This is a genomic window from Variovorax paradoxus NBRC 15149 (assembly GCF_001591365.1).
Lineage (GTDB): Bacteria > Pseudomonadota > Gammaproteobacteria > Burkholderiales > Burkholderiaceae_C > Variovorax > Variovorax paradoxus.
The window spans coordinates 190,841-213,791 of record NZ_BCUT01000008.1 but is presented as its reverse complement, the minus strand read 5'-3'; the positions used below and the strand labels follow the sequence as shown (position 1 = coordinate 213,791).

Sequence of the window (22,951 nt, the reverse complement as noted above, 5' to 3'; positions counted from 1 at the left end):
ATGCCCAAGCGCTCAGACCTCCAATCCATTCTCATCATCGGCGCCGGCCCGATCATCATCGGCCAGGCCTGCGAGTTCGACTACTCCGGCGTGCAGGCTTGCAAGGCACTGCGCGAGGAGGGCTACAAGGTCATCCTGATCAACAGCAACCCCGCGACGATCATGACCGACCCGGCCACGGCCGACGTGACCTATATCGAGCCGATCACCTGGCAGACGGTCGAGAAGATCATCGCCAAGGAACGCCCCGACGCGATCCTGCCGACCATGGGCGGCCAGACGGCGCTGAACTGCGCGCTCGACCTCTGGCGCCACGGCGTGCTCGACAAGTACACCGGCGCGGCCACCAACAAGCCGGTCGAGCTGATCGGCGCCACGCCCGAAGCCATCGACAAGGCCGAGGACCGCCTGAAGTTCAAGGACGCGATGACCAAGATCGGCCTCGGCTCGGCGCGCTCCGGCATCGCCCACTCGATGGACGAAGCCTGGGCCGTGCAGAAGTCGGTCGGCTTCCCGACGGTGATCCGCCCCAGCTTCACGCTCGGCGGCACCGGCGGCGGCATCGCCTACAACCCGGAAGAGTTCGAGACCATCTGCAAGCGCGGCATCGAAGCCTCGCCGACCAACGAACTGCTGATCGAAGAGTCGCTGCTCGGCTGGAAAGAGTACGAGATGGAAGTCGTGCGCGACAAGGCCGACAACTGCATCATCGTCTGCTCGATCGAGAACCTCGACCCCATGGGCGTGCACACCGGCGACTCGATCACCGTGGCCCCTGCGCAGACGCTCTCCGACAAGGAATACCAGATCCTGCGCAACGCCTCGCTGGCCGTGCTGCGCGAGATCGGCGTCGATACCGGCGGCTCGAACGTGCAGTTCTCGATCAACCCGAAGGACGGCCGCATGGTCGTCATCGAGATGAATCCGCGCGTGTCGCGTTCGTCGGCGCTGGCCTCCAAGGCCACGGGTTTCCCGATCGCCAAGGTCGCGGCCAAGCTGGCCGTGGGCTACACGCTCGACGAGCTGCGCAACGAAATCACGGGCGGCGCCACGCCCGCGTCGTTCGAGCCGTCGATCGACTACGTGGTCACCAAGATCCCGCGCTTCGCTTTCGAGAAATTCCCGCAGGCCGATTCGCGCCTGACCACGCAGATGAAGTCGGTGGGCGAGGTGATGGCCATGGGCCGCACCTTCCAGGAGTCGTTCCAGAAGGCGCTGCGCGGCCTCGAAGTGGGCGTGGACGGCCTCAACGAGAAGACGCAGGACCGCGAAGTGCTCGAGAAGGAACTGGGCGAGCCCGGCCCTGAGCGCATCTGGTACGTGGGCGATGCCTTCGCCATGGGCCTGAGCGTCGATGAAGTGTTCGCGCTGACCAAGATCGACCCCTGGTTCCTGGTGCAGATCGAGGAGATCGTGAAGATCGAGCTCGAGCTCGAAACCAAGTCGCTGGCCGACATCGACCGCGACACGCTGCTCGCGCTCAAGAAGAAGGGCTTCTCGGACCGCCGCCTTGCCAAGCAGCTCAAGACCACCGACACGGCCGTGCGCGAAAAGCGCCGCGCCCTCGGCGTGCGCCCGGTCTACAAGCGGGTGGACACCTGCGCGGCCGAGTTCGCGACCAACACGGCCTACATGTACTCGACCTACGAGGACGAGTGCGAAGCCGATCCCACCGACAAGAAGAAGATCATGGTGCTCGGCGGCGGCCCCAACCGCATCGGCCAAGGCATCGAGTTCGACTACTGCTGCGTGCATGCCGCGCTCGCGATGCGCGAGGACGGCTACGAGACCATCATGGTCAACTGCAACCCCGAGACCGTGTCGACCGACTACGACACCTCCGACCGCCTGTACTTCGAGCCGCTCACGCTCGAGGACGTGCTCGAGATCGTCGACAAGGAAAAGCCGCTCGGCGTGATCGTGCAGTACGGCGGCCAGACGCCGCTGAAGCTCGCGCTCGACCTCGAGGCCAACGGCGTGCCGATCATCGGCACCTCGCCCGACATGATCGACGCGGCCGAAGACCGCGAGCGCTTCCAGAAGCTGCTGCACGAGCTGGGCCTGCGCCAGCCGCCGAACGCCACGGCGCGCACCGAGCCCGAGGCGCTCGAAAAGGCCGCGGCGCTGGGCTATCCGCTGGTGGTGCGCCCGAGCTACGTGCTCGGCGGCCGCGCGATGGAAATCGTGCACGAGCAGCGCGACCTCGAGCGCTACATGCGCGAGGCGGTGAAGGTCAGCAACGATTCGCCGGTGCTGCTCGACCGCTTCCTCAACGACGCCGTCGAATGCGACGTCGACTGCATCCGCGACGCCGAGGGCCAGACCCTGATCGGCGGCGTGATGGAGCACATCGAACAGGCCGGCGTGCACTCGGGCGACTCCGCCTGCTCGCTGCCGCCCTACAGCCTGAGCGCCGAAACCATTGCCGAACTGAAGCGCCAGAGCGCCGCGATGGCCGCCGCGCTCAACGTGGTGGGCCTGATGAACGTGCAGTTCGCGATCCAGCAGAAGGACGGCAAGGACGTCATCTACGTGCTCGAAGTGAACCCGCGGGCTTCGCGCACCGTGCCCTACGTGAGCAAGGCCACCGGCATCCAGCTCGCCAAGGTGGCGGCGCGCTGCATGGCCGGCCAGTCGCTCAAGTCGCAGGGCGTGACCAAGGAAGTCACGCCGCCGTACTTCAGCGTGAAGGAAGCCGTGTTCCCGTTCGTCAAGTTCCCTGGCGTGGACACCATCCTCGGCCCCGAGATGAAGTCGACCGGCGAAGTCATGGGCGTGGGCAGGACCTTCGGCGAGGCCTTCGTGAAGTCGCAGCTCGGTGCCGGCACGCTGCTGCCGAAGTCGGGCAAGGTCTTCATCTCGGTGAAGAACAACGACAAGGCGCGCGCCGTTGAAGTGGCGCGCGGCCTGGTCAAGCTGGGCTTCGAGATCATCGCGACCAAGGGCACGGCCGCCGCCATCGGTGCCGCGGGCATTGAATGCGCGACGGTGAACAAGGTGACCGAGGGCCGCCCGCACATCGTGGACATGATCAAGAACAACGAGATTGCGCTGGTCATCAACACGGTGGAAGAGCGCCGCAACGCGATCAACGATTCGCGCCAGATCCGCACCTCGGCGCTGCTGGCCCGCGTGACCACCTTCACCACGATCTTCGGCGCCGAAGCCGCGGTCGAGGGCATGGGCTTCATGGACGAGCTCGGCGTGATCTCGGTGCAGGAGATGCACGCGCAGCTGGCTGCCGCCTGAGCGTGGCCATGGAAACGCAGCTCGTCGAACTGGATCTGAGCGACTGGCGCGCGGCCACGCCCAACGAGGCGTGGATCGCGCAGCTGGAAGCGGGCAAGGTGCTGTATTTTCCGCGCCTGGGTTTCGAGCTGCTGCCCGAAGAGCGCAGCCTGCTGACGCCCAGCCTGCTGTCGCCCGACGTGCGCAACATCAGCCTCGATGCCAACGGCAAGCTCAAGGGCGCCGTCGGCGACGAGGCGGTGCAGCGCACGGCGGCGGCGATGGTAGGGCGGTTTCGCGCGCAGGCGCAGCAGCTGATCCACGGCCTGCTGCCGCACTACACGCCGGCCCTGCGCCTGGCGCCGACCAGCTACCGGCCGGCACAGGTCGAGACGCGCGTGCAGTCCTGGCGCGCCGACGACCGGCGCCTGCATGTCGATGCCTTCCCGTCGCGGCCCAACTACGGCGAGCGCATCCTGCGCGTCTTCACCAACGTCAACCCCGAGGGTGCACCGCGCGTGTGGCGCGTGGGCGAGCCTTTCGAGGACATCGCCAGGCGCTTCCTGCCGCGTGCCAAGCCCTATGTGCGCTGGCAGGCCAGGCTGCTGCAGGCGCTGCACGTGACCAAGTCGTTTCGCAGCGAATACGACCACCTGATGCTGCAGCTGCACGACGGCATGAAGTCGGACATGGCCTACCAGGAGAATTCGCCGCAGGAGAAGGCCGAATTTCCGCCGGGGTCGGTGTGGGTGTGCTTCTCGGACCAGACCTCGCACGCCGTCATGGCGGGCCAGTACATGCTCGAGCAGACCCTTCATCTGCCCGCGTCGAAGCAATACAATCCGGATTCGAGCCCGCTCGCCATCCTGAGCCGGCTGACCGGACGCACACTCGTCTGATCCTGTCCCCCAATCGACCGCCGAACGGCAGCGTTCGGCGGTTTCGCTTTATGGAGAACCAAACATGGCCACCATTCCAATTACCAAGCGCGGTGCCGAGAAGCTGCGCGCCGAGCTGCATCAGCTCAAGACCGTGGACCGCCCCTGGGTCATCAATGCGATCTCCGAAGCCCGCGCACAGGGCGACCTGAGCGAGAACGCCGAATACGAAGTCGCCAAGGACCGCCAGGGCTTCATCGAGGGCCGCATCCAGGAAGTCGAGGGCAAGCTTTCGGCCGCCCAGATCATCGACCCGGCCGAGCTCGACGCCGGCGGCAAGGTGGTGTTCGGCTCCACGGTGGAACTCGAGGAAGAAGAATCGGGCGAGGCCGTCAAGTACCAGATCGTCGGAGAGGACGAGGCCGACTTGAAGCTGGGCCTGATCAACATCTCCAGCCCGATCGCGCGCGCGCTCATCGGCAAGGAAGAGGGCGACACCGCCGAGGTGCAGGCGCCCGGCGGCCTCAAGCGCTACGAGATCGTGGCCGTGCGCTACATCTGACAGGCAGGATGAAAGACCGCCTCGCGCTGCTGCTGGCCGCCTTCTGGTGGGGCAGCCTCACGACGATCGGTTTCATTGTGGTGCCGATGCTCTTCGCGCGGCTCGGCAACCCCGCGGTGGCCGGCAATTTTGCGGGCCAGCTGTTCGAGGCGCAGAGCTGGATAGCAATTGGCTGCGGCCTGCTGCTTTTGGTTCACTTCCGCACGAAGATGGACCAGCGCATCGACAGCGCCTCGATGGCCGCCATCTTCCTGATCCTGGGTGCGCTGCTGCTCGCGCTGCTGCAGCAATATGCCGTGGCGCCGCGCATCCTCGCGCGCGACAACCTCAAGCTGTGGCATGCCGTGGGAAGCGGCATGTACGTGGTCCAGTGGCTCTGTGCCGGCGCGCTGCTGTGGCGCATGGGCGGCCGGGCGCCTGCTGCGACCTGAGCGCCGGCGGCGGCAGGACAACGACTTGCGCCCTCCCTGCCGCCATCCCGTTCATTCCTTCCAGAACCTGGCGACCCAGTTCGCCGGCCGGATGTAGCGGAAAGCCCGGTTGCGCCGGCCCGCCAGTGCGTCGGGCGGATTGCATTCGCCGTGGAACACCATGATGCGCGCGCCCTCGGGCACGAAGGGCTCTTCCCAGTAGTTGGCCGGCCACATCGGAATGCCGTGGTACTTGAAGCTCGGGCACCAGGCCGCGGGCCAGTAGCCCAGCTTGCCTTGCTTGTGCAGCATGGCGGACAGGTACGTCTGCTCGTTGCGGTACTCGGCCTGGACCTTGTCCATGTTGGCGCGGAAATACGCCAGGATGTCGGCATGGGCGCCCAGCTCGAAACGGTAGACCGATGAGTTCCCCGTGATCCGCTGGCGCCGCCAGGGGCGCGCGTAGTCGTGGATGATCAGGAATTCGCCGGGGTATTCGAAGAAGGCATCGAGGCTGCCGACGACGACCACGTCCACATCCAGGAACAGGGCGGTGCCGCGCAGGCCGTGCAGGTCTTTTTCGAAGGTGGTGAGCTTCTTCCACGCGCCGTCGCGCTGGCCGGGCGCCAGCTGCAGGTTGAGCGGCGGGATCGGCAGGCAGGTCACTTCGGGGCGGATGCCGGTGCCGTCGTCCGTCAGGCACACGAACTTGAAGTCGCCGCTGAGATTGCGGCGCACCATCGCGTAGAGGCGGTTGACGTATTCGGGGCCGTATTTCGTGCCCCACTTCATGCAGAGAATGTGGCGCTGTGCGCCTTGCGCTGGCGCCAAGTTCAGTCTGCCTGGTTGCGTTTCTTGGCCGAGAGCGGCCGCTTGGCCTTGGCGCGCTTGATGGTGCCGCCGGGCGTGAGGCGCTGGTTGCCGAGCACGCGCAGGGTCTTGATCTCGGGCCGCTGGCCGCCGCGCTTGCTGTACTTCAGCACCTTGATGTCGCGCGGGCCGGGCATGCGGTCTTCATCGACCACGCGCTCCTTCTCGGGCTTGGGGCGCCACAGCACCAGCAGCTTGCCGATGTGCTGGATGGGCGCGGCGCCGAGCTCGTCGGCGAGCTCTTGCAGCATGGCATCGCGGGCCAGGCGGTCGTCGGAGAAGACGCGGATCTTGATCAGGCCGTGGGCCTTGAGCGCCGCGTCGGCCTCTTTCTTCACGGCAGGGGTGAGCCCGTCTCCACCGACCATGACGATCGGATCCAGGTGGTGAGCTTCGGCGCGGTGCACCTTGCGCTCGGCAGGGGTAAGTTGAATGGCGGGCATCCCCGTATTATCGACGCGTTACAAAGACCTCCATGAGCACCAAAGCCAAAAGCAAAAAAGTCAACAAAGCCTGGCTGCACGACCACATCAACGACCCGTATGTGAAACTGGCCACGCGCGAGGGATACCGCGCACGCGCCGCCTACAAGCTCAAGGAAATCGACGAATCGCTCGGCCTGGTCCGGCCGGGCCAGCTGGTGGTCGACCTGGGTTCCACGCCGGGGGCCTGGAGCCAGTACCTGCGCCGGCGCATGTCGCCCGAGGGCGCCGCGGCCGGGGAGCTGAACGGCACCATCATTGCGCTGGACATCCTGCCGATGGAGCCGATCGAGGGCGTGACCTTCCTGCAGGGCGATTTCCGCGAGACGGAACTGCTCGAGCAGGTGCTGGGCGTGCTGGCCGGCCGGAAGGCCGACCTGGTGGTTTCCGACATGGCACCCAACCTGTCGGGCATCCATTCGGCCGATGCGGCCCGCGTGGCGCACCTGATCGAGCTTGCCATCGACTTTGCCCAGCACCACCTGAAGCCCGAGGGGGCCCTGGTGGCCAAGCTCTTCCATGGCAGCGGCTATGACGAGCTGGTGAAGCTGTTCAAGGCGAACTTCCGCACCGTGAAGCCCTTCAAACCCAAGGCCTCGCGCGACAAATCGTCGGAAACCTTCCTTGTCGGCATGGGTCTGAAGGCTCAGGAAACGCTTTGATACCTTGACGCTGGGGCCCGCAAAGCGTGCCCATGGGGCGCAAACCCTTGTCCGGCTATGGCTGCTTTAGGGAAATGCCCGCTTTTCGCAGCTTGAAAAGCCTAAAATGGGGCGCAATTGCGTATCCATAGCGCGTTCTTTTCACAATCTTGTCACGCGCTTTCGACTGGAGCTTCGTTTGAACAATCAGTGGTTTTCCAAAGTTGCCGTATGGCTCGTCATTGCCATGGTGTTGTTCACTGTGTTCAAGCAGTTCGACACCCGCGGCGGCGTCGGCTCAGGGACGGTGAGCTATTCGGAGTTCCTGGATCAGGTCCGAAACAACCAGATCAAGAGCGCCGTCATTCCTGAAGGTGCCGGCGGCGGAGAAATCGTGGCCGTCACCAACGAGGATCGCAAGATCCGCACGACCGCCACCGTGCTCGACCGCGGCCTGGTGGGCGACCTGATCGACCACAACGTCAAGTTCGACGTCAAGCCGCGCGAAGAGGGCTCGCTCCTCATGACGCTCTTGGTGAGCTGGGGCCCGATGCTGCTCCTGATCGGGGTCTGGATCTACTTCATGCGGCAGATGCAGGGCGGCGGCAAGGGCGGGGCGTTCAGCTTCGGCAAGAGCAAGGCCCGCATGATGGACGAGAACAACAACACGGTCACTTTTGCCGACGTCGCGGGCTGCGACGAGGCCAAGGAAGAAGTCCGCGAGGTGGTCGATTTCCTGAAGGACCCGCAGCGCTTCCAGAAGCTCGGCGGCCGCATTCCGCGCGGCCTGCTGCTGGTCGGCCCTCCGGGCACCGGCAAGACCTTGCTGGCCAAGTCGATTGCAGGTGAAGCCAAGGTGCCGTTCTTCTCGATCTCGGGTTCGGACTTCGTCGAAATGTTCGTCGGCGTGGGCGCGGCCCGCGTGCGCGACATGTTCGAGAACGCCAAGAAGAACGCGCCCTGCATCATCTTCATCGACGAAATCGATGCGGTGGGCCGCCAGCGCGGTGCCGGCCTGGGTGGCGGCAACGACGAGCGCGAGCAAACGCTGAACCAGATGCTGGTGGAGATGGACGGCTTCGAAACCAACCTGGGCGTGATCGTGGTGGCTGCCACCAACCGCCCGGACATCCTGGACGCCGCGCTGCTGCGCCCGGGCCGTTTCGACCGCCAGGTGTACGTGACGCTGCCCGACATCCGCGGCCGCGAGCAGATCCTGGGCGTTCACATGCGCAAGGTGCCGCTGGGCCAGGACGTGAACCCGAGCGTCATTGCGCGCGGCACGCCCGGCATGTCCGGCGCCGACCTGGCCAACCTCTGCAACGAAGCCGCGCTGATGGCTGCACGCCGCAATGCGCGCGTGGTCGAGATGCAGGACTTCGAGAAGGCCAAGGACAAGATCTTCATGGGCCCCGAGCGCAAGAGCATGGTCATGCCCGAGGAAGAGCGCCGCAACACGGCCTACCACGAGTCCGGCCACGCGCTCATCGGCAAGCTGCTGCCCAAGTGCGATCCGGTCCACAAGGTCACCATCATCCCGCGTGGCCGGGCCCTGGGCGTGACCATGAGCCTGCCGGCGCAGGACCGCTACAGCTATGACCGCGAGTACATGCTGAACCAGATCAGCATGCTGTTCGGCGGCCGCATCGCCGAAGAAGTGTTCATGCACCAGATGACCACCGGCGCCAGCAACGACTTCGAGCGCGCGACCTCCATCGCCCGCGACATGGTCACGCGCTACGGCATGACCGACGCGCTGGGACCGATGGTCTATGCCGAGAACGAAGGCGAAGTGTTCCTCGGCCGCTCGGTCACCAAGACCACCAACATGAGCGAGCAGACCATGGAAAAGGTCGACGCCGAAGTGCGCCGCATCATCGACGAGCAGTACGCCCTGGCGCGCCGCCTGATCGAGGAAAACAGCGACAAGATGCACGTCATGGCCAAGGCCCTGCTCGAATGGGAAACCATCGACACGGAACAGCTCGACGACATCATGGCCGGCCGCGCACCGCGTCCGCCCAAGGACTGGACGCCGCGCATTCCGCCGTCGGGCAGTGGCGGCAGCGGCGGCACGCCGGCAGTCAATCCGGATCCGGCACCCACAGTGGCCTGAAGTGAATCCGGTGTTCAACACCAACGGGGCCATGGGCCCCGTTTTCGATGATGAAGGTGCCGCATGACGATGGCCCCCGCGGCGGTCTGGCAGGCCGGCCGTTTTGCAATCGATCTCGCGCAGCCGCGCGTGATGGGCATCGTCAACGTCACCCCCGATTCCTTCTCCGACGGCGGCGCGCATGCCTCCACCGAGGCCGCGCTGCGGCATTGCGAGCAGTTGCTGAAGGAGGGCGCGGACATCCTCGACATCGGCGGCGAATCGACCCGCCCCGGCAGTCCGGCCGTGCCGCTCGATGCCGAACTGGCGCGCGTGCTGCCGGTGGTCCGGGAAGCGGTCAAGCTCGATGTGCCGCTGTCCATCGACACCTACAAGCCGGAAGTGATGTGCGCGGTGCTCGAACTGGGCGCCGACATCGTCAACGACGTCTGGGCGTTGCGCCGGCCCGGTGCGCGCGAGGCGGTGGCGGCGCATCCCTCGTGCGGCGTCTGCCTGATGCACATGCATCGGGATCCGCAGACCATGCAGACCGCACCCATGCAGGGCGACGTGGTGCCCCAGGTGCTGTCGTTCTGGGCGGAGCAGGTGGCGCAGCTTCGCGCGCTGAAGGTCGATGCCTCGCGCATCACGCTGGACCCGGGCATCGGGTTCGGCAAGACCGTGGCGCAGAATTTTGCGCTGCTGGCGCGCCAGCGCGAACTGCTCGAAGCGGGCTGTCCGCTGCTGCTGGGCTGGTCGCGCAAGTCGTCGATCGGCACGGTCAGCGGCATTCCGGCGGCCGCCGAGCGCCTGGTGCCCAGCGTGACGGCGGCGGTGCTGGCTGTGGACCGCGGCGCGGCCATCGTGCGGGTGCACGACGTGCGCGACACCGTGGCGGCCATCGCCGTGTGGCGCGCCATGAAGGCCGAAGAGACACATCCATAACAAAACCCGAGAACAAGAACGAATCCATGACCCGCAAATACTTTGGCACCGACGGCATCCGCGGCACGGTCGGCCAGTCGCCCATCACGCCCGATTTCGTGCTGCGCCTCGCGCATGCCGTGGGCCGCGTGCTCAAGAAGAGCGAGGCGCGCCCCACGGTGCTGATCGGCAAGGACACGCGCATCTCGGGCTACATGCTCGAGTCTGCGCTGGAGTCGGGTTTCAACTCCGCCGGGGTCGACGTGGTGCTGCTGGGGCCGCTGCCGACGCCCGGCGTCGCCTACCTGACCCGCGCCCAGCGCGCGAGCCTGGGCGTGGTGATCAGCGCCAGCCACAACGCCTATCCGGACAACGGCATCAAGTTCTTCAGCGCGCAGGGAACCAAGCTCGACGATGCGTGGGAGCTTGCGGTGGAGGCCGCGCTCGAGGAGGCCCCCGTGTGGGTCGATTCCGCCAACCTCGGCAAGGCACGCCGCCTCAATGATGCGCCGGGCCGCTACATCGAGTTCTGCAAGAGCACCTTCGCCAACGACCTGACGCTGCGCGGCATGAAGCTCGTGGTCGATGCGGCGCATGGCGCGGCCTACCAGGTGGCGCCGAACGTGTTCCACGAACTGGGCGCCGAGGTCAGCAGCATCGGCTGCGCACCCGACGGCCTCAACATCAACAAGGGCTTCGGCGCGACCCATCCGGCCGCGCTGGTCGAGGCCGTCACGGCGCAGAAGGCCGACTACGGCATCGCGCTCGACGGCGATGCTGACCGCCTGCAACTGGTCGACGCCAGCGGGCGGCTGTTCAATGGCGACGAGCTGCTCTACCTCATGGTGGCGGAGCGCATCGCGCGCGGCGACAAGCCGGCGGGCGTGGTCGGCACGCTCATGACCAACAAGGCGATCGAGGTGGCGCTGCGCGGGCAGGGCATCGAGCTGGTGCGCGCCAAGGTGGGCGACCGCTATGTGCTCGAGGAACTCGAAAAGCGCGGCTGGCTCCTGGGCGGCGAGGGCTCGGGCCACCTGCTGGCGCTCGACCGCCACACCACCGGGGACGGCATCGTGAGCGCGCTGCAGGTGCTGCAGGCCTGCGTGCGCAGCGGCAAGACGGTGGCGCAGCTGCTCGCGGAGATCACGCTGTTTCCGCAGGTGCTGATCAATGTCCGCCTGACGCCGGGACAGGACTGGAAGAACAACGATGCGCTGGCCGGCGAAACGCGCCGCATCGAAGCCGAGCTCGGCGACAGCGGCCGTGTGCTGATCCGTGCGAGCGGCACCGAACCGCTGGTGCGCGTGATGGTCGAGGCGCGCGATGCGAAGCAGGCGCAGTCTTGCGCGCAGCGGCTTGCCGCCACCCTGGAACCTGCACGGTGACGATGGTCGAGGTCGTGCTGGCGGACTACCGCAACGCCGCGCATGCGGCCGCGCTGGTTCGCCTGCTCGACGCCTACGCACGCGATCCCGCGGGCGGCGGCACGCCGCTCGAAGCGGGTGTGCTGGCCGAGCTGCCTGCGGCGCTGGCCGCGAGGCCGCAAGCCTTCAGCGTGCTCGCGTACGACGGGCCAACGCCCGTGGGCCTGGTCAACTGCATCGAAGGCTTCTCGACCTTCGCCTGCAAGCCGCTGGTCAATGTGCACGACGTGGTCGTGCTGCCCAGCCATCGCGGCCGGCGCATCGCGCAGCGCATGCTTGCGCGGGTGGAGCAGGAGGCCCGCGCGCGCGGCGCCTGCAAGCTCACGCTCGAGGTGCTGTCGGGCAATGCGCCGGCGCTGCGCAGCTATGAACGCGAGGGCTTCGCCGGCTATCAGCTCGATCCGGCGTTCGGGCACGCCGTCTTTTTGCAGAAGAAGCTCTGAAAGAGAAAAGGGCCGTGGCGCATGGATCGCCGTCGGCCCTCACCCCAACCCTCTCCCCACGGGGAGAGGGGAGCAAGACAGATCAGAAGCGCGTGACGGGCATGTCGGCATCGCCCTTGTTCGGCGCGTACTTGCCCAGCTCCCACTTGGCGATCGCGTTGCGGTGCACTTCGTCCGGGCCGTCCGCGAAGCGCAGCGTGCGCGCGCCGGCATAGGCGTAGGCGAGCGGGAAGTCATCGGACATGCCGCCGCCGCCGTGGACCTGCATGGCCCAGTCGATCACCTGGCAGGCCATGCTGGGCGCGACCACCTTGATCATCGCGATCTCGTTCTTGGCCACCTTGTTGCCGGCCACGTCCATCAGCCATGCGGCCTTGAGCGTGAGCAGGCGCGCCATGTCGATCTTGCAGCGCGCTTCGGCGATGCGCTCCTGCGTGACGGTCTGCGAGGCGACGGTCTTGCCGAAGGCCACGCGCGAGGAGGCGCGCTTGCACATCAGCTCGAGCGCGCGCTCGGCCAGGCCGATCAGGCGCATGCAGTGATGGATGCGTCCGGGGCCGAGGCGGCCCTGGGCAATTTCGAAGCCGCGGCCTTCGCCGAGCAGCATGTTGTCGGCCGGCACGCGCACGTTCTCGAAGTACATCTCGACGTGGCCGTGCGGCGCGTCGTCGTAGCCCATCACGTTGAGCGGCCGCACGATGCGGATGCCCTTGGCGTCGGCCGGCACGATGATCATGCTCTGCTGCGAATGCCGCGGCGCGTCGGGGTCGCTCTTGCCCATGGTGATGAAGACGGCGCAGCGCGGATCGGCAGCGCCCGAGATCCACCACTTGCGGCCGTTGATGACGTACTCGTCGCCCTGGCGCTCGATGCGGGTCGAGATGTTGGTGGCATCGCTCGATGCCACGTCGGGTTCGGTCATGGCGAAGGCCGAGCGGATCTGGCCTTCGAGCAGCGGCTTGAGCCAGCGCGCCTTGATGGCTTCGGAGCCGTAGCGGGCGATGGTCTCCATGTTGCCGGTGTCCGGCGCCGAGCAGTTGAAGGCTTCCGAGGCCCATGGCACGCGGCCCATGATCTCGGCCAGCGGCGCGTATTCCTGGTTGGTGAGGCCGGCGCCTTCGTAGCCGGAGGCGGCCGCGCTGTCGACCGGCAGGAACAGGTTCCACAGGCCCTGGGCCTTGGCCTTTTCCTTGAGCTTCTCGACGGTCTTGAGCGCGGTCCAGCGTTTGCCCGCGGCCGTGTTGGCGGCCAGCTCGGCGGAATACTCGGCTTCGGCCGGATAGATGTGCGCGTCCATGAATGCGCTCACGCGCTTCTGGAGTTCCTTGGTTTTTGCCGAGTATTCGAAGTCCATCGTCTGTCTCCTGGTGGGGTGTGGGGGCGGTTATGCCTTTTGGGCAAACTGCCAGGCCATTTCGGCCATGGGGCGCGCGCCGCGGGCCGAAGCCACGGCCTGCTCGCTCGATGCGGTGCCTGCCTCGACCCGCTTGGCAATGCCTTGCAGGATCGCGGCCATGCGGAACAGGTTGTAGGCCTGGTAGAAATTCCAGTCGGGCGCCAGCGCCTCGGGCGTGGTGATGCGCGTGCGCTCGCAGTAGCGGCGGATGTATTCGCTCTCGGTGGGAATGCCCAGCGCCGCGACATCCACGCCGCCGATGCCGCGGCCCGTGGTGGGGGGCATGTGCCAGGACATGCAGTGGTAGCTGAAGTCCGCCAGCGGATGGCCCAGCGTGGAGAGCTCCCAGTCGAGCACCGCGATGATCCGCGGCTCCGTGGCATGGAACATCACGTTGTCCAGGCGGTAGTCGCCATGGACGATCGAAACCTTGGTCTCGTCGCGCGCGCTCGCCGGCATATGGGCGGGAAGCCAGTCGATCAGGCGCTCCATGGCCTCGATCGGCTGCGACAGTTCGCCGGCGCCATCGGCCGAGGCCTTGTACTGCTTGCTCCAGCGGCCGATCTGGCGCTCGAAGTAGTTGCCGGGCTTGCCGTAGTCCGCGAGGCCGCGCTCGGCGAACTTCACGGTGTGCAGCGCCGCGATGACGCGGTTCATCTCGTCGTAGATGGCAGCGCGCTCTGCATTGCCCATGCCGGGCAGGGCCTGGTCCCACAGCACGCGGCCCTGCATGAATTCCATCACGTAGAAGGCGCGGCCGATCACGGCTTCGTCCTCGCACAGGCAATGCATGCGCGGCACGGGCACGCCGGTGCCGGCCAGGCCGCTCATGACCTTGAATTCACGCTCCACCGCATGGGCCGAGGGCAGCAGCTTGGCAACCGGGCCGGGCTTGGCACGCATCACGTAGCTCTGCGTGGGCGTGACGAGCTTGTAGGTCGGGTTCGATTGCCCGCCCTTGAACATCTCGACCGTCAGCGGTCCCTGGAAGCCGTCGAGGTTCTTCGCCAGCCACGCTGCGAGCGCCTCGACGTCGAAGGCATGCTGCTGCGAGACCGCACGGGTGCCGATGAAGTTGGAGAAGTCCTGGCTCATGTCAATGATCTGCTTCCGAGACGCGCATCAATGCTGCGCGGTCCAATACGACCAGGCCGCCCGGCTCGATGCGGATGGTGCCCTCGCGTTCCATGGTCTTGAGTTCCTGGTTGACGCGCTGGCGCGAGGCGCCGAGCAACTGGGCGAGTTCTTCCTGCGCAAGCTGCAGGCCGATGCGCATCTGGCTGCCGTCTTCCAGGTTGGGCACGCCGTAGCTGCGCACCAGGTGGATCAGCTGCTTGGCCAGGCGTGCACGCAAGGGCAGGGTGTTGAGGTCTTCCACCAGCCCGAACAGCGTGCGGATGCGGCGCGCCTGCAGCCGCATCAGCGCTTCGTACAGCTCCACGTGCGCAGCCAGGATCTTCTGGAAGTCGGCCCGCGCGACGCACAGGATGGTGGTGTCTCCATGCGCATAGGCATCGTGCGTGCGCCGGTCCCCGTCGAACATCGCCACGTCGCCGAACCAGATGCCCGGCTCCACGTAGGTCAGCGTCACCTGCTTGCCCGAGACGGCCGTCGAGCTGACGCGCACCGCGCCCTTGGCGCAGGCGATCCAGTGGTCGGGAGGGTCGCCGCGGGCAGCGATCAGGTCGCCGTCCTTGAAGCGTTTGACGAAAGCACATCGGAGGATGTCGTGCCGTAGCGATGGAGAAAGAGAAGAAAACCAGCGACCACTGTTGATCGCTTCACGTTCTTCGATGGTAAGAATGGGGTCGTCCATTGGTCTGTCCTGTCGGCGACTGAAAAACTGAGGGGTGTCGCAGGAGCGACGGCGTGCCGCTACTCGTAGTGCGGTGGTTTCTTCTCGATGAACGCGGCAATGCCGACGCCCGCATTCGGGTGGTGCAGGTTGCGAACGAAATGGTCGCGCTCCTGCGAGAGCTGCGACGCGAAGGTGGCGCCGGGCGCTTCGCTCAGCAGCTCCTTGATGCTGGCCAGCGAATTGGGCGCGCGTGCATTGAGCCGGGCCGCCAGCGCCAGGGCGCTTGCAAGCGCCTGGCCGTGCTCGCTCAGTTCATTGACCAGCCCGAGCGCATGCAGCCGCGGCGCGCCGATGCGCTCGCCGCACATCAGCCACTCGCTGGCCAGCTGGCGCGGCAATGCACGCGCAAGCTGCCAGCTCAGGCCGCCGTCGGGCGAGAGCGCCACGTTGCTGTACGACGCCGCAAAGACCGCGTCGCGTGCGGCCACCACGAAATCGCAGGCCAGTGCCAGCGAGAAGCCGGCGCCTGCGGCCGCGCCTTCGACCGCCGCGATGATGGGCTTGGGAAAGGCGCGGATCGAGTCGATCCAGTTGTGCAGGCCCTCGATGCTTTCGGCCTGCACCGAAGGATCGCGCTGGCGGTTGTCGGACAGCCGCTGCAGCGAGCCGCCGGCGCAGAACCATGCGCCTTCGCCCACGATGACGACGCTGCGGATCTCATCGCTGCTCTCGGCGCCGTTGAGCGCCTCGATGCCCGCGGCGTAGATCTCGGGGCCCAGGGCGTTGCGCTGGGTCGGGTTGGCGATCGTCAGCACCATGGTGCGTCCCTCGCTGGTGCTCTTCAGTTCGGCGGTCATCGCTGTGATGCTTTCGTTTTTTGGTGTTGGTCTGCTTATTCTTCTTCGTGCAGCAGGCTCAGGCCGATCGCGCCGCGGCGGCGCAGCCAGGGGCTCGGGCGGTAGCGCGGATCGCCGTAGACGGTCTGCAGGTTGAACAGCACTTCGAGCATGTTGGTCGGACCGTACAGGTTGCCCATGGCGAGCGGGCCGCGCGGATAGCCCAGGCCCAGCTGCACCGCGGTTTCGAGGTCGGCCGGCGAGCAGACGCGCTGCTGGCACATGTCGGCGGCAATGTTCACGATGGTGCCGATCACGCGCTGCGTCACGAAGCCGCCGCTGTCGCGGATCACGCTCACCGCCTTTGCATCGCGCGCGAAGAGCGCATGCGCCGCATCGCGGATGTCGCGCCACGTGGCGGGGTTGGTGGCGAGCACGCGGCGCTTGGTGGCGGCATCGTCGATCAGCATGTCGATGCCCATCGTGCGCGTGGCGTCCAGCCGCTCGACCGCGGCCACCGTGGTCACGTCGAAGCCCAGCGGGGCCACCAGGATCAGCGACGTGGGCGCCGCCGTGGCGCCGCTGTCGATCTGCGCGCCCAGTGCGTTCACCAGCCGCAGCAGCTCGGCCCGGCGCGCAGCGCGCGGCGAAACCCAGACCGAGGGCATCGCCGCCACCACCGGCACCGCCGGCTCGGCGGGCTGCTGCATCACGCCGTCGTTGTAGCGGTAGAAGCCTTCATTGGTCTTGCGGCCCAGCACGCCGGCCGCCAGCCGCTGGGCGGTGATCACGCTCGGACGGAAGCGCGGCTCCTCGTAGTACTGGTGGTAGATCGATTCCATCACCGGATGCGACACATCGAGCGCGGTCAGGTCCATCAGCTCGAAGGGGCCCAGGCGAAAGCCGGCCTGCTCCTTCAGGATGCGGTCGATGGTGGCGAAATCGGCCACGCCTTCGCCGACGATGCGCAGTGCTTCCGTGCCGTAGCCGCGGCCCGCGTGGTTGACGATGAAGCCCGGCGTGTCCTGCGCCTGCACGGCGCTGTGGCCCATCTGCACCGCATAGCCCGCGAGCTGCTTGCAGACCTCGGCCGAAGTCTTGAAGCCGGCCACCACCTCGACCACCTTCATCAGCGGCACCGGGTTGAAGAAGTGAAAGCCCGCCACGCGCTCCGGATGCGCGAGCCCGGCCGCGATGGCCGTGACCGACAGCGACGAGGTGTTGGTGGCCAGCGTGGCCGTGGGCGCGACCACTGTTTCGAGTTCGCGGAACAGCTTGCGCTTGACTTCGAGGTCTTCGACCACCGCTTCGATCACCAGGTCGCACTGGGCCAGCGCCCCGACCGAGTCGACCGCCTTCACGCGGGCGATTTGCGCATCGCGCGCCGCGGCGTCGATCTTGCCCTTCTCGTGCAGCTTGTTCCATTGGGCCGCGAGGGCTTCGCGCCCGCGTTCGGCGGCACCTGCAAAACTGTCGAGCAGCAGCACTTCGCTGCCCGCCTGGGCCGCGATCTGTGCGATGCCTCGGCCCATGGCGCCGGCGCCGACGACGCCGATCCGGGTGTAGTTGACTGTCATTGGAAAAGATATTCGCTGGTTGGTGGGTGTCCGGGGGCCGCCTGCAGGCACCGGGCCCGGAGTTTGCGCAGCCTTCGATTTTGCAGCCATCGGCCGCAGGGGCATGCCGGGTTTTACGCGGGGCCGCCGCGCGGTCAGGCCGGCCGGCGGCTGCGGTCGATGGCCACGCTCAGGCCGATGGCTGCGAGCAGCAGGGCAAAACCAGCCCAGTTCATCCACGCCACCGCGTCGTTGGCAAGCAGCCATCCACCCAGTCCGGCACCCACCGCCTGGCCGACATAGATGCCGGAACTGTTCAGCGCCACCGAGCCCGGCGCAAGCGTGGGTGCCAGGCCGACCAGCCGCGCCTGCTGCGCCGAATTGGTCGCGAAGCAGCCCAGCCCCCAGGGCACGAGCACCGCCGCCAGCCACGGCAGCGTGCCGGCCCATGGCCAAAGGAAGAGGCTCAGCGCGATCAGCGAACTCGTCAGCAGCACCATGCGGCCCGCGCCTACGCGGTCGATGAACCGGCTCACGAGCATGTTGCCCGCAAGGCCGAACACGCCGAACAGCGCCCACATCAGGCTCAGCATGGTGGGGTCCGCGCCGAAGTCCCGCTTCAGGATCGGTCCGAAATAGCTGAACAGCACGAACTGGCCAGCCCCCTGCAGCGCCGTGACCGAGACGATGCCCATCAGCACCGGGCTGCGCAGCACGCGCGCCCAGGCGGCCGCCGTCAGCGCCGCGGGGCGGATGCCCTGCGGCAGGGTCAGCCAGATCGATGCCGCACTGGCGATGCTCAGCAGCGCGATCGCCCCGAAAGCCACGCGCCAGCCCAGATGGCCGCCCACCAGCGCACCGATGGGCAGCCCGAGCACCGAGGCCAGCGACCAGCCCAGGAAGACGAAGGTCACGGCGCGGCCGCGATGCTCCGGCGGCACCAGCATGCCGGCGCAGGCCGCAGCCTGGGGCGTGAAGATGGCGGGCGCCACCACCGTGAGCATGCGCACCGGCAGCAGGGCACCGAAGCTCGGCATCAGCGCCGCAACGGCATGCCCGGCCGCGTACCAGAGCAGGGTGAGGGCGAGCAGCTGGCGGCGGTCCCAGCCCGCGACCGCTGCCGCCAGCAGCGGCGCTCCCAGGCACATCACGACCGCGGCCACCGTGATCAGCTGGCCCGCTGTTGCCACAGAGACAGACAGCGACGCGCTGATTTCATTGAGCGTGCCGGGCACCACCATCACGCCCGTGCCGATCACGAAATTGCCGGCCAGCAAGGCCCACAGTGCGCCCCGGGGCGCGGCCCGGCGGCTCATGGATTCACCGGCGAACCTGCAGCGCGCCGGGGTTCACGATGTTGGTGGGGTTGCCCTTGATGAAGCTCACGACATTGTCGAAAGCCTGGCCGAAGTAGCTTTCGTAGCTGTCCTGCTCGACATAGCCGATGTGCGGCGTGCAGATGCAGTTCTCCAGCCGCAGCAGCGCATGGCCCTGCAGCGGCGGCTCGCTCTCGAACACGTCGACCGCCGCCAGTCCGGGCCGGCCGCGGTTGAGCGCAGCAAGCAGCGCATCGGCCTCGACCAGTTCGGCGCGCGAGGTGTTGACGAAGAGCGCGGTCGGCTTCATGCGCGAAAGATCCTCGAGCTTGACCAGGCCGGTGGTTTCCTCGTTGAGCCGCAGATGCACCGACAGCACGTCGGCCGCGGCGAAGAACTCGTGGCGGTTCTGCGCCACCTGGAAGCCGTCGGAGCGTGCCTTGGCACAGCTTGCCTCGCGCCCCCAGATCACCACCTGCATGCCGAAGGCCTGCCCGTAGCGCGCCACCAGCTGGCCGATGCGACCGTAGCCCCAGATGCAGAGCGTCTTGCCCTTGAGCACCGAGCCCAGCCCGAAATTGGGCGGCATGGAGGCCGACTTGAGCCCCGATTGCTGCCAGGCCCCGTGCTTGAGGTTGCTGATGTACTGCGGCAGGCGGCGCATGGCCGCCATGATCAGCGCCCAGGTCAGCTCGGCAGGCGCCTGCGGCGAGCCCGTGCCCTCGGCCACCGCCACGCCGCGCTCCGTGCAGGCCGTGACATCGATATGGCCGCCCACGCGTCCGGTCTGCGAAATGAGCTTGAGCTTGGGGAGCTTTTCGATCAGCTGGCGAGAGATGTGGGTGCGTTCGCGGATCAGCACGATCACGTCGGCATCCTTCAGCCGCACCGAGAGCTGCCCGATGCCCTTGACCGTGTTGGTGTAGACCTTGGCTGCATACGCGTCCAGCTTGGCGGCGCAGCGCAGCTTGCGCACAGCGTCCTGGTAATCGTCGAGGATCACAATGTTCATGGCGTGCCATTGTGCCTCGCAGCATTGGCATGGCGCGCGCGTGAACGTTTGGATACCCACCCCGGGTAGCGGTCACCGGGGGTTGCACGGGTTCAGTGCAGCTGGGTGGAGCGGGGCGCGGGGCTGATGGTTTCCATCGCCTCGAGTGCCGCCAGCCGGTCGAGCTCGGCGCAGACGTCGGCCATGCGGCCCGAAATCACCATGCGGTTGGTGCTGCGTTTGTCGCCTTGGCGGCCGTCGACCACCCGAATGACGCGCAGCGGCCGCACGGGCGCCGGCGCTGCGCTGGGCGCTGCCGCCTGCGCGCGGGCCGTGCAGGCCGGCCGGACCGCGACGTAGCGCAACCCGGCGGATGTGCCGGCGGTGTCGCGGCGGGCCGGGCGGCGCGCCGGCAGCAGCCGGCTTGCAAGCGATTGCAGCGGCATCCACAAATCAGCGATGGCGAGGAGGGCGATTCCCATGTGAACTCCAAAAAAGTCTGAGGTTGAACACAGGCAGGATTTCTTTGAATGGACGCAACAGGGTGATGGCGACAAAGCGCCATACGCCCGCCACCTGTTGCGGCCGGATGGGGTGCAGGCCGCGCGGCCTACATCAGCATGGTGTTGCGGATGAGGCCCACCGCCAGGCCTTCGATCTCGAAGGGCTCGCCGGGCTGGACCACGATGGTCGGGTAGTCGGGGTTTTCGGCATGCAGCTCGATGACCTGCTTGTTGCGCTTGAGGCGCTTGACCGTGACTTCGTCGCCGAGGCGTGCCACCACGATCTGGCCGTTGCGCGCCTCCTTGGTGGCCTGGACCGCGAGCAGGTCGCCGTCCATGATGCCGGCATCGCGCATGGACATGCCGCGCACCTTGAGCAGGTAGTCGGGCTGGCGCTGGAACAGCGTGTTCTCGACGTAATAGGTCTGGTCGACGTGTTCCTGCGCGAGGATCGGCGAGCCCGCTGCCACGCGGCCGATGAGCGGCAGCGCGAGCTGCGACATGCCGGGCAGCGAGAGCGAGAACTGGCCGCCTTCGCGGTGGCGCGTCTCGTTGAGCGAACGCAGCGCGTCGCCCTTGAGCCGGATGCCGCGCGAAGTGCCGCTGACAAGTTCGATCACGCCCTTGCGGGCCAGCGCCTGCAGGTGCTCCTCGGCGGCATTGGCCGACTTGAAACCCAGCTCATTGGCGATTTCGGCCCGCGTGGGCGGCGCGCCGGTACGGGCGATGGCGCTCTGGATCAAGTCCAGGATCTGCTGCTGGCGGGCGGTAAGCTTCACGGCGAACTGCATATGTGTTCCTTGCGGCACTGGCTGAATATCCAGTACCTGTATTTTTAACCAGTTTTTAAAAGTTGGCAACCCATGGTTAATTCCCTTTCCTCCGGCCTGCGGCGCATCGTGGTCCTGGGCACCGGCGGCACCATCGCAGGCCGGGCCGCGAGCGGTGCCGACAACATCGGCTACACCGCCGGAGAGGTGGGTGTGGCGGACCTGCTCGGCGGCATCGAGGCGCCCGCAGGCGTGGCGCTCGTGGCGGAGCAGGTGGCGCAACTCGACAGCAAGGACATGGCTTTCGACGTCTGGCTGCAACTCGCCAGGCGCTGCGCCTTCTGGCTGGCCGAGGCCGACGTGGCGGGCGTGGTGATCACGCACGGCACCGACACCATCGAGGAAACGGCTTTCTTCCTCCAGGTGGTGCTTGCGGCCGGCAAGCCCGTGGTGCTGACCTGCGCCATGCGCCCGGCCAGTTCGCTTTCGCCCGACGGTCCGCAGAACCTGCGCGATGCCATCGCCGTGGCGGCCACGCCGGCGGCGCACGGCGTGACGGTGGTCTGCGCGGGTGCCATCCACGGCGCGCTCGATGTGCAGAAGGTGCACACCTACCGCCCCGACGCTTTTTCATCGGGCGATGCCGGGCCGGTCGGTTATGTGGAAGAGGGTGCAGTGCGGCGCCTGCGCGACTGGCCGCAGGCGGGCGGGGCCTCGAAGATTCCCGAAGCGAAGGCGGGGGCAACCGTGCGCTGGCCGCGCGTGGAGATCGTCACCAGCCATGCGGGCGCAAGCGGCGCGCTCGTCGACCTGCTGCTGCAGGAGCGGGCATCGGGCGTTGCCGAGCCGGTTCGCGGGCTGGTCGTGGCCGCGACCGGCAATGGCACGGTGCACCATGCGCTGGAGGCGGCGGCGCTGCGGGCTCAGGATGCCGGCGTGGCGGTGCTGCGTGCGACCCGCTGCGCAGACGGACGCATCCTGCCGAAGCCTGGCGATCCGCTGCGGGACGCCGGCGCGCTGACGCCCGTCAAGGCGCGTATCGCGCTGATGCTGGAACTGATGGAAACGGCGGCCGCCTGAACGGCAGCCGCGCGCAGCCGACGAGATTCAGCTGCTGAGGGCCGCGAGTGCGCGCTGCTTGATCTCTTCGACGCTGCCCACGCCCTGGATGGCGCGGTACTTCGGCGCCGAGGCCGGATCGGCCTTGGCCCAGGCCGAGTAGTAGTCGACCAGCGGGCGCGTCTGCTGGCTGTAGACCTCGAGCCGCTTGCGCACGGTTTCTTCCTCGTCGTCCTTGCGCTGGATCAGGTCTTCGCCCGTGATGTCGTCCTTGCCCTCGACCTTGGGCGGATTGAACTTGACGTGGTAGGTACGGCCCGACGCAGGATGCGAGCGGCGGCCGCTCATGCGTTCGATGATGTCGCTGAACGGCACGTCGATTTCGAGCACGTAGTCGAGCTTGACGCCGGCCGCCTTCATGGCGTCGGCCTGCGGAATGGTGCGCGGGAAGCCGTCGAACAGGAAACCGCCAGCGCAATCGGGTTGCGCGATGCGTTCCTTCACAAGGTTGATGATCAGGTCGTCGCTCACGAGCCCGCCGGACTCCATGACGGCCTTGGCCTGCTGTCCGAGCGGCGTGCCGGCCTTGACGGCGGCGCGCAGCATGTCGCCGGTCGAAATTTGAGGGATGCCGTATTTCTGGCAGATGAAGGCTGCTTGCGTGCCTTTGCCCGCCCCGGGCGCGCCCAGCAAAATTAGTCTCATGGTGTCCTCGGAGGGTTCTTCGATCTTGTGTCGCGCCAAGCGTCAGCCCGGGAGCGGGGCAAGG

22 protein-coding genes are annotated in these 22,951 nt (G+C 67.1%); 10 read left to right on the top strand and 12 right to left on the bottom strand.

Annotation, left to right across the window (positions count from 1 at the left end):
- From carB to VPA02S_RS29975, 4 genes are all read left to right on the top strand, one after another.
- A complete protein-coding gene (carB, locus tag VPA02S_RS29990; protein WP_012747725.1) occupies positions 1-3,249 on the top strand; it encodes a carbamoyl-phosphate synthase large subunit in 3,249 nt (1,082 codons plus the stop codon).
- 8 nt (positions 3,250-3,257) lie between these two features.
- On the top strand, positions 3,258-4,127 hold the full coding sequence (gene kdoO, locus VPA02S_RS29985) for a Kdo hydroxylase KdoO (RefSeq protein ID WP_062367170.1): 870 nt from the start codon (positions 3,258-3,260) through the stop codon (positions 4,125-4,127).
- A 64-nt stretch (positions 4,128-4,191) separates the two neighbouring features.
- Entirely contained in the window at positions 4,192-4,668 is a 477-nt protein-coding gene (gene greA, locus VPA02S_RS29980) for a transcription elongation factor GreA (RefSeq protein WP_012747727.1), read from the top strand.
- Between the two features lie 8 nt (positions 4,669-4,676).
- Positions 4,677-5,099 carry a DUF4149 domain-containing protein gene (locus VPA02S_RS29975; protein ID WP_062367117.1) on the top strand — a complete coding sequence of 141 codons (423 nt, stop codon included), beginning with the start codon at positions 4,677-4,679 and terminating at the stop codon, positions 5,097-5,099.
- Between the two features lie 51 nt (positions 5,100-5,150).
- On the opposite strand, the gene VPA02S_RS29970 is transcribed toward VPA02S_RS29975, so the two are convergent.
- Together VPA02S_RS29970 and VPA02S_RS29965 are read right to left on the bottom strand one after the other, a co-directional pair.
- Entirely contained in the window at positions 5,151-5,909 is a 759-nt protein-coding gene (locus tag VPA02S_RS29970; RefSeq protein WP_081247646.1) for a glycosyltransferase, read from the bottom strand.
- A 2-nt stretch (positions 5,910-5,911) separates the two neighbouring features.
- The gene (locus tag VPA02S_RS29965) at positions 5,912-6,391 is read right to left on the bottom strand and encodes a YhbY family RNA-binding protein (RefSeq protein ID WP_012747730.1); all 480 of its coding nucleotides are present in this window, start codon (positions 6,389-6,391) and stop codon (positions 5,912-5,914) included.
- A gap of 32 nt (positions 6,392-6,423) precedes the next feature.
- Here VPA02S_RS29965 and VPA02S_RS29960 point away from each other — a divergent pair, with 32 nt between their 5' ends.
- The 5 genes from VPA02S_RS29960 (at position 6,424) to VPA02S_RS29940 (ending at position 11,957) form a co-directional block, all read left to right on the top strand.
- Positions 6,424-7,092 carry an RlmE family RNA methyltransferase gene (locus VPA02S_RS29960; protein ID WP_018905008.1) on the top strand — a complete coding sequence of 223 codons (669 nt, stop codon included), beginning with the start codon at positions 6,424-6,426 and terminating at the stop codon, positions 7,090-7,092.
- A 178-nt stretch (positions 7,093-7,270) separates the two neighbouring features.
- Positions 7,271-9,187: an ATP-dependent zinc metalloprotease FtsH gene (gene ftsH / locus VPA02S_RS29955; RefSeq protein ID WP_012747732.1), complete on the top strand. Its 1,917-nt coding sequence runs from the start codon at positions 7,271-7,273 to the stop codon at positions 9,185-9,187.
- A gap of 63 nt (positions 9,188-9,250) precedes the next feature.
- Positions 9,251-10,111: a dihydropteroate synthase gene (folP, locus tag VPA02S_RS29950; protein ID WP_062367115.1), complete on the top strand. Its 861-nt coding sequence runs from the start codon at positions 9,251-9,253 to the stop codon at positions 10,109-10,111.
- Between the two features lie 26 nt (positions 10,112-10,137).
- Positions 10,138-11,475, top strand: a complete 1,338-nt coding sequence (gene glmM, locus VPA02S_RS29945; RefSeq protein ID WP_012747734.1) for a phosphoglucosamine mutase — start codon at positions 10,138-10,140, stop codon at positions 11,473-11,475.
- 2 nt (positions 11,476-11,477) lie between these two features.
- Complete coding sequence (locus VPA02S_RS29940) at positions 11,478-11,957, top strand: GNAT family N-acetyltransferase (protein WP_062367113.1); 480 nt, start codon at positions 11,478-11,480, stop codon at positions 11,955-11,957.
- Between the two features lie 82 nt (positions 11,958-12,039).
- Here the strand turns inward: VPA02S_RS29940 and VPA02S_RS29935 are convergent, their stop codons facing one another.
- The 9 genes from VPA02S_RS29935 to lexA all read right to left on the bottom strand — a co-directional run bounded on the left by VPA02S_RS29935 (position 12,040) and on the right by lexA (position 21,144).
- The gene (locus VPA02S_RS29935; RefSeq protein ID WP_012747736.1) at positions 12,040-13,311 is read right to left on the bottom strand and encodes an acyl-CoA dehydrogenase family protein; all 1,272 of its coding nucleotides are present in this window, start codon (positions 13,309-13,311) and stop codon (positions 12,040-12,042) included.
- Positions 13,312-13,341: 30 nt separating this feature from the next.
- Positions 13,342-14,448: a phosphotransferase gene (locus tag VPA02S_RS29930; RefSeq protein ID WP_062367111.1), complete on the bottom strand. Its 1,107-nt coding sequence runs from the start codon at positions 14,446-14,448 to the stop codon at positions 13,342-13,344.
- Position 14,449: 1 nt separating this feature from the next.
- Positions 14,450-15,169, bottom strand: coding sequence for a Crp/Fnr family transcriptional regulator (locus VPA02S_RS29925; RefSeq protein WP_012747738.1), 720 nt, complete (start codon positions 15,167-15,169; stop codon positions 14,450-14,452).
- A 59-nt stretch (positions 15,170-15,228) separates the two neighbouring features.
- Entirely contained in the window at positions 15,229-16,008 is a 780-nt protein-coding gene (locus VPA02S_RS29920; RefSeq protein WP_062367109.1) for an oxepin-CoA hydrolase, alternative type, read from the bottom strand.
- Positions 16,009-16,043: 35 nt separating this feature from the next.
- The gene (locus VPA02S_RS29915; RefSeq protein ID WP_062367107.1) at positions 16,044-17,564 is read right to left on the bottom strand and encodes a 3-hydroxyacyl-CoA dehydrogenase; all 1,521 of its coding nucleotides are present in this window, start codon (positions 17,562-17,564) and stop codon (positions 16,044-16,046) included.
- 134 nt (positions 17,565-17,698) lie between these two features.
- On the bottom strand, positions 17,699-18,859 hold the full coding sequence (locus VPA02S_RS29910) for an MFS transporter (RefSeq protein WP_018905001.1): 1,161 nt from the start codon (positions 18,857-18,859) through the stop codon (positions 17,699-17,701).
- Between the two features lie 4 nt (positions 18,860-18,863).
- A complete protein-coding gene (locus VPA02S_RS29905) occupies positions 18,864-19,871 on the bottom strand; it encodes a D-2-hydroxyacid dehydrogenase family protein (protein WP_012747742.1) in 1,008 nt (335 codons plus the stop codon).
- A gap of 92 nt (positions 19,872-19,963) precedes the next feature.
- A complete protein-coding gene (locus VPA02S_RS29900) occupies positions 19,964-20,332 on the bottom strand; it encodes a hypothetical protein (protein WP_062367106.1) in 369 nt (122 codons plus the stop codon).
- A 128-nt stretch (positions 20,333-20,460) separates the two neighbouring features.
- The gene (lexA, locus tag VPA02S_RS29895) at positions 20,461-21,144 is read right to left on the bottom strand and encodes a transcriptional repressor LexA (protein ID WP_018904999.1); all 684 of its coding nucleotides are present in this window, start codon (positions 21,142-21,144) and stop codon (positions 20,461-20,463) included.
- A gap of 72 nt (positions 21,145-21,216) precedes the next feature.
- Between lexA and VPA02S_RS29890 the strand changes: the two genes are divergently transcribed.
- A complete protein-coding gene (locus VPA02S_RS29890) occupies positions 21,217-22,203 on the top strand; it encodes an asparaginase (RefSeq protein ID WP_062367104.1) in 987 nt (328 codons plus the stop codon).
- A gap of 27 nt (positions 22,204-22,230) precedes the next feature.
- On the opposite strand, the gene adk is transcribed toward VPA02S_RS29890, so the two are convergent.
- Positions 22,231-22,887: an adenylate kinase gene (gene adk / locus VPA02S_RS29885; protein WP_012747746.1), complete on the bottom strand. Its 657-nt coding sequence runs from the start codon at positions 22,885-22,887 to the stop codon at positions 22,231-22,233.
- Between the last annotated feature and the right edge of the window lie 64 nt (positions 22,888-22,951).

Excerpts from the sequence above, each read along its gene's own strand:
- kdoO (WP_062367170.1), top strand. The coding sequence starts at position 3,258 with ATGGAAACGCAGCTCGTCGAACTGGATCTGAGCGACTGGCGCGCGGCC.
- VPA02S_RS29975 (WP_062367117.1), top strand. The coding sequence starts at position 4,677 with ATGAAAGACCGCCTCGCGCTGCTGCTGGCCGCCTTCTGGTGGGGCAGC.
- adk (WP_012747746.1), bottom strand. The coding sequence starts at position 22,887 with ATGAGACTAATTTTGCTGGGCGCGCCCGGGGCGGGCAAAGGCACGCAA.
- glmM (WP_012747734.1), top strand. The coding sequence starts at position 10,138 with ATGACCCGCAAATACTTTGGCACCGACGGCATCCGCGGCACGGTCGGC.
- VPA02S_RS29915 (WP_062367107.1), bottom strand. The coding sequence starts at position 17,564 with ATGACAGTCAACTACACCCGGATCGGCGTCGTCGGCGCCGGCGCCATG.
- folP (WP_062367115.1), top strand. The coding sequence starts at position 9,251 with ATGACGATGGCCCCCGCGGCGGTCTGGCAGGCCGGCCGTTTTGCAATC.
- VPA02S_RS29930 (WP_062367111.1), bottom strand. The coding sequence starts at position 14,448 with ATGAGCCAGGACTTCTCCAACTTCATCGGCACCCGTGCGGTCTCGCAG.
- carB (WP_012747725.1), top strand. The coding sequence starts at position 1 with ATGCCCAAGCGCTCAGACCTCCAATCCATTCTCATCATCGGCGCCGGC.
- VPA02S_RS29890 (WP_062367104.1), top strand. The coding sequence starts at position 21,217 with ATGGTTAATTCCCTTTCCTCCGGCCTGCGGCGCATCGTGGTCCTGGGC.
- VPA02S_RS29965 (WP_012747730.1), bottom strand. The coding sequence starts at position 6,391 with ATGCCCGCCATTCAACTTACCCCTGCCGAGCGCAAGGTGCACCGCGCC.
- VPA02S_RS29920 (WP_062367109.1), bottom strand. The coding sequence starts at position 16,008 with ATGACCGCCGAACTGAAGAGCACCAGCGAGGGACGCACCATGGTGCTG.
- greA (WP_012747727.1), top strand. The coding sequence starts at position 4,192 with ATGGCCACCATTCCAATTACCAAGCGCGGTGCCGAGAAGCTGCGCGCC.
- VPA02S_RS29925 (WP_012747738.1), bottom strand. The coding sequence starts at position 15,169 with ATGGACGACCCCATTCTTACCATCGAAGAACGTGAAGCGATCAACAGT.
- VPA02S_RS29935 (WP_012747736.1), bottom strand. The coding sequence starts at position 13,311 with ATGGACTTCGAATACTCGGCAAAAACCAAGGAACTCCAGAAGCGCGTG.
- VPA02S_RS29910 (WP_018905001.1), bottom strand. The coding sequence starts at position 18,859 with ATGAGCCGCCGGGCCGCGCCCCGGGGCGCACTGTGGGCCTTGCTGGCC.
- VPA02S_RS29940 (WP_062367113.1), top strand. The coding sequence starts at position 11,478 with ATGGTCGAGGTCGTGCTGGCGGACTACCGCAACGCCGCGCATGCGGCC.
- lexA (WP_018904999.1), bottom strand. The coding sequence starts at position 21,144 with ATGCAGTTCGCCGTGAAGCTTACCGCCCGCCAGCAGCAGATCCTGGAC.
- VPA02S_RS29900 (WP_062367106.1), bottom strand. The coding sequence starts at position 20,332 with ATGGGAATCGCCCTCCTCGCCATCGCTGATTTGTGGATGCCGCTGCAA.
- VPA02S_RS29905 (WP_012747742.1), bottom strand. The coding sequence starts at position 19,871 with ATGAACATTGTGATCCTCGACGATTACCAGGACGCTGTGCGCAAGCTG.
- VPA02S_RS29960 (WP_018905008.1), top strand. The coding sequence starts at position 6,424 with ATGAGCACCAAAGCCAAAAGCAAAAAAGTCAACAAAGCCTGGCTGCAC.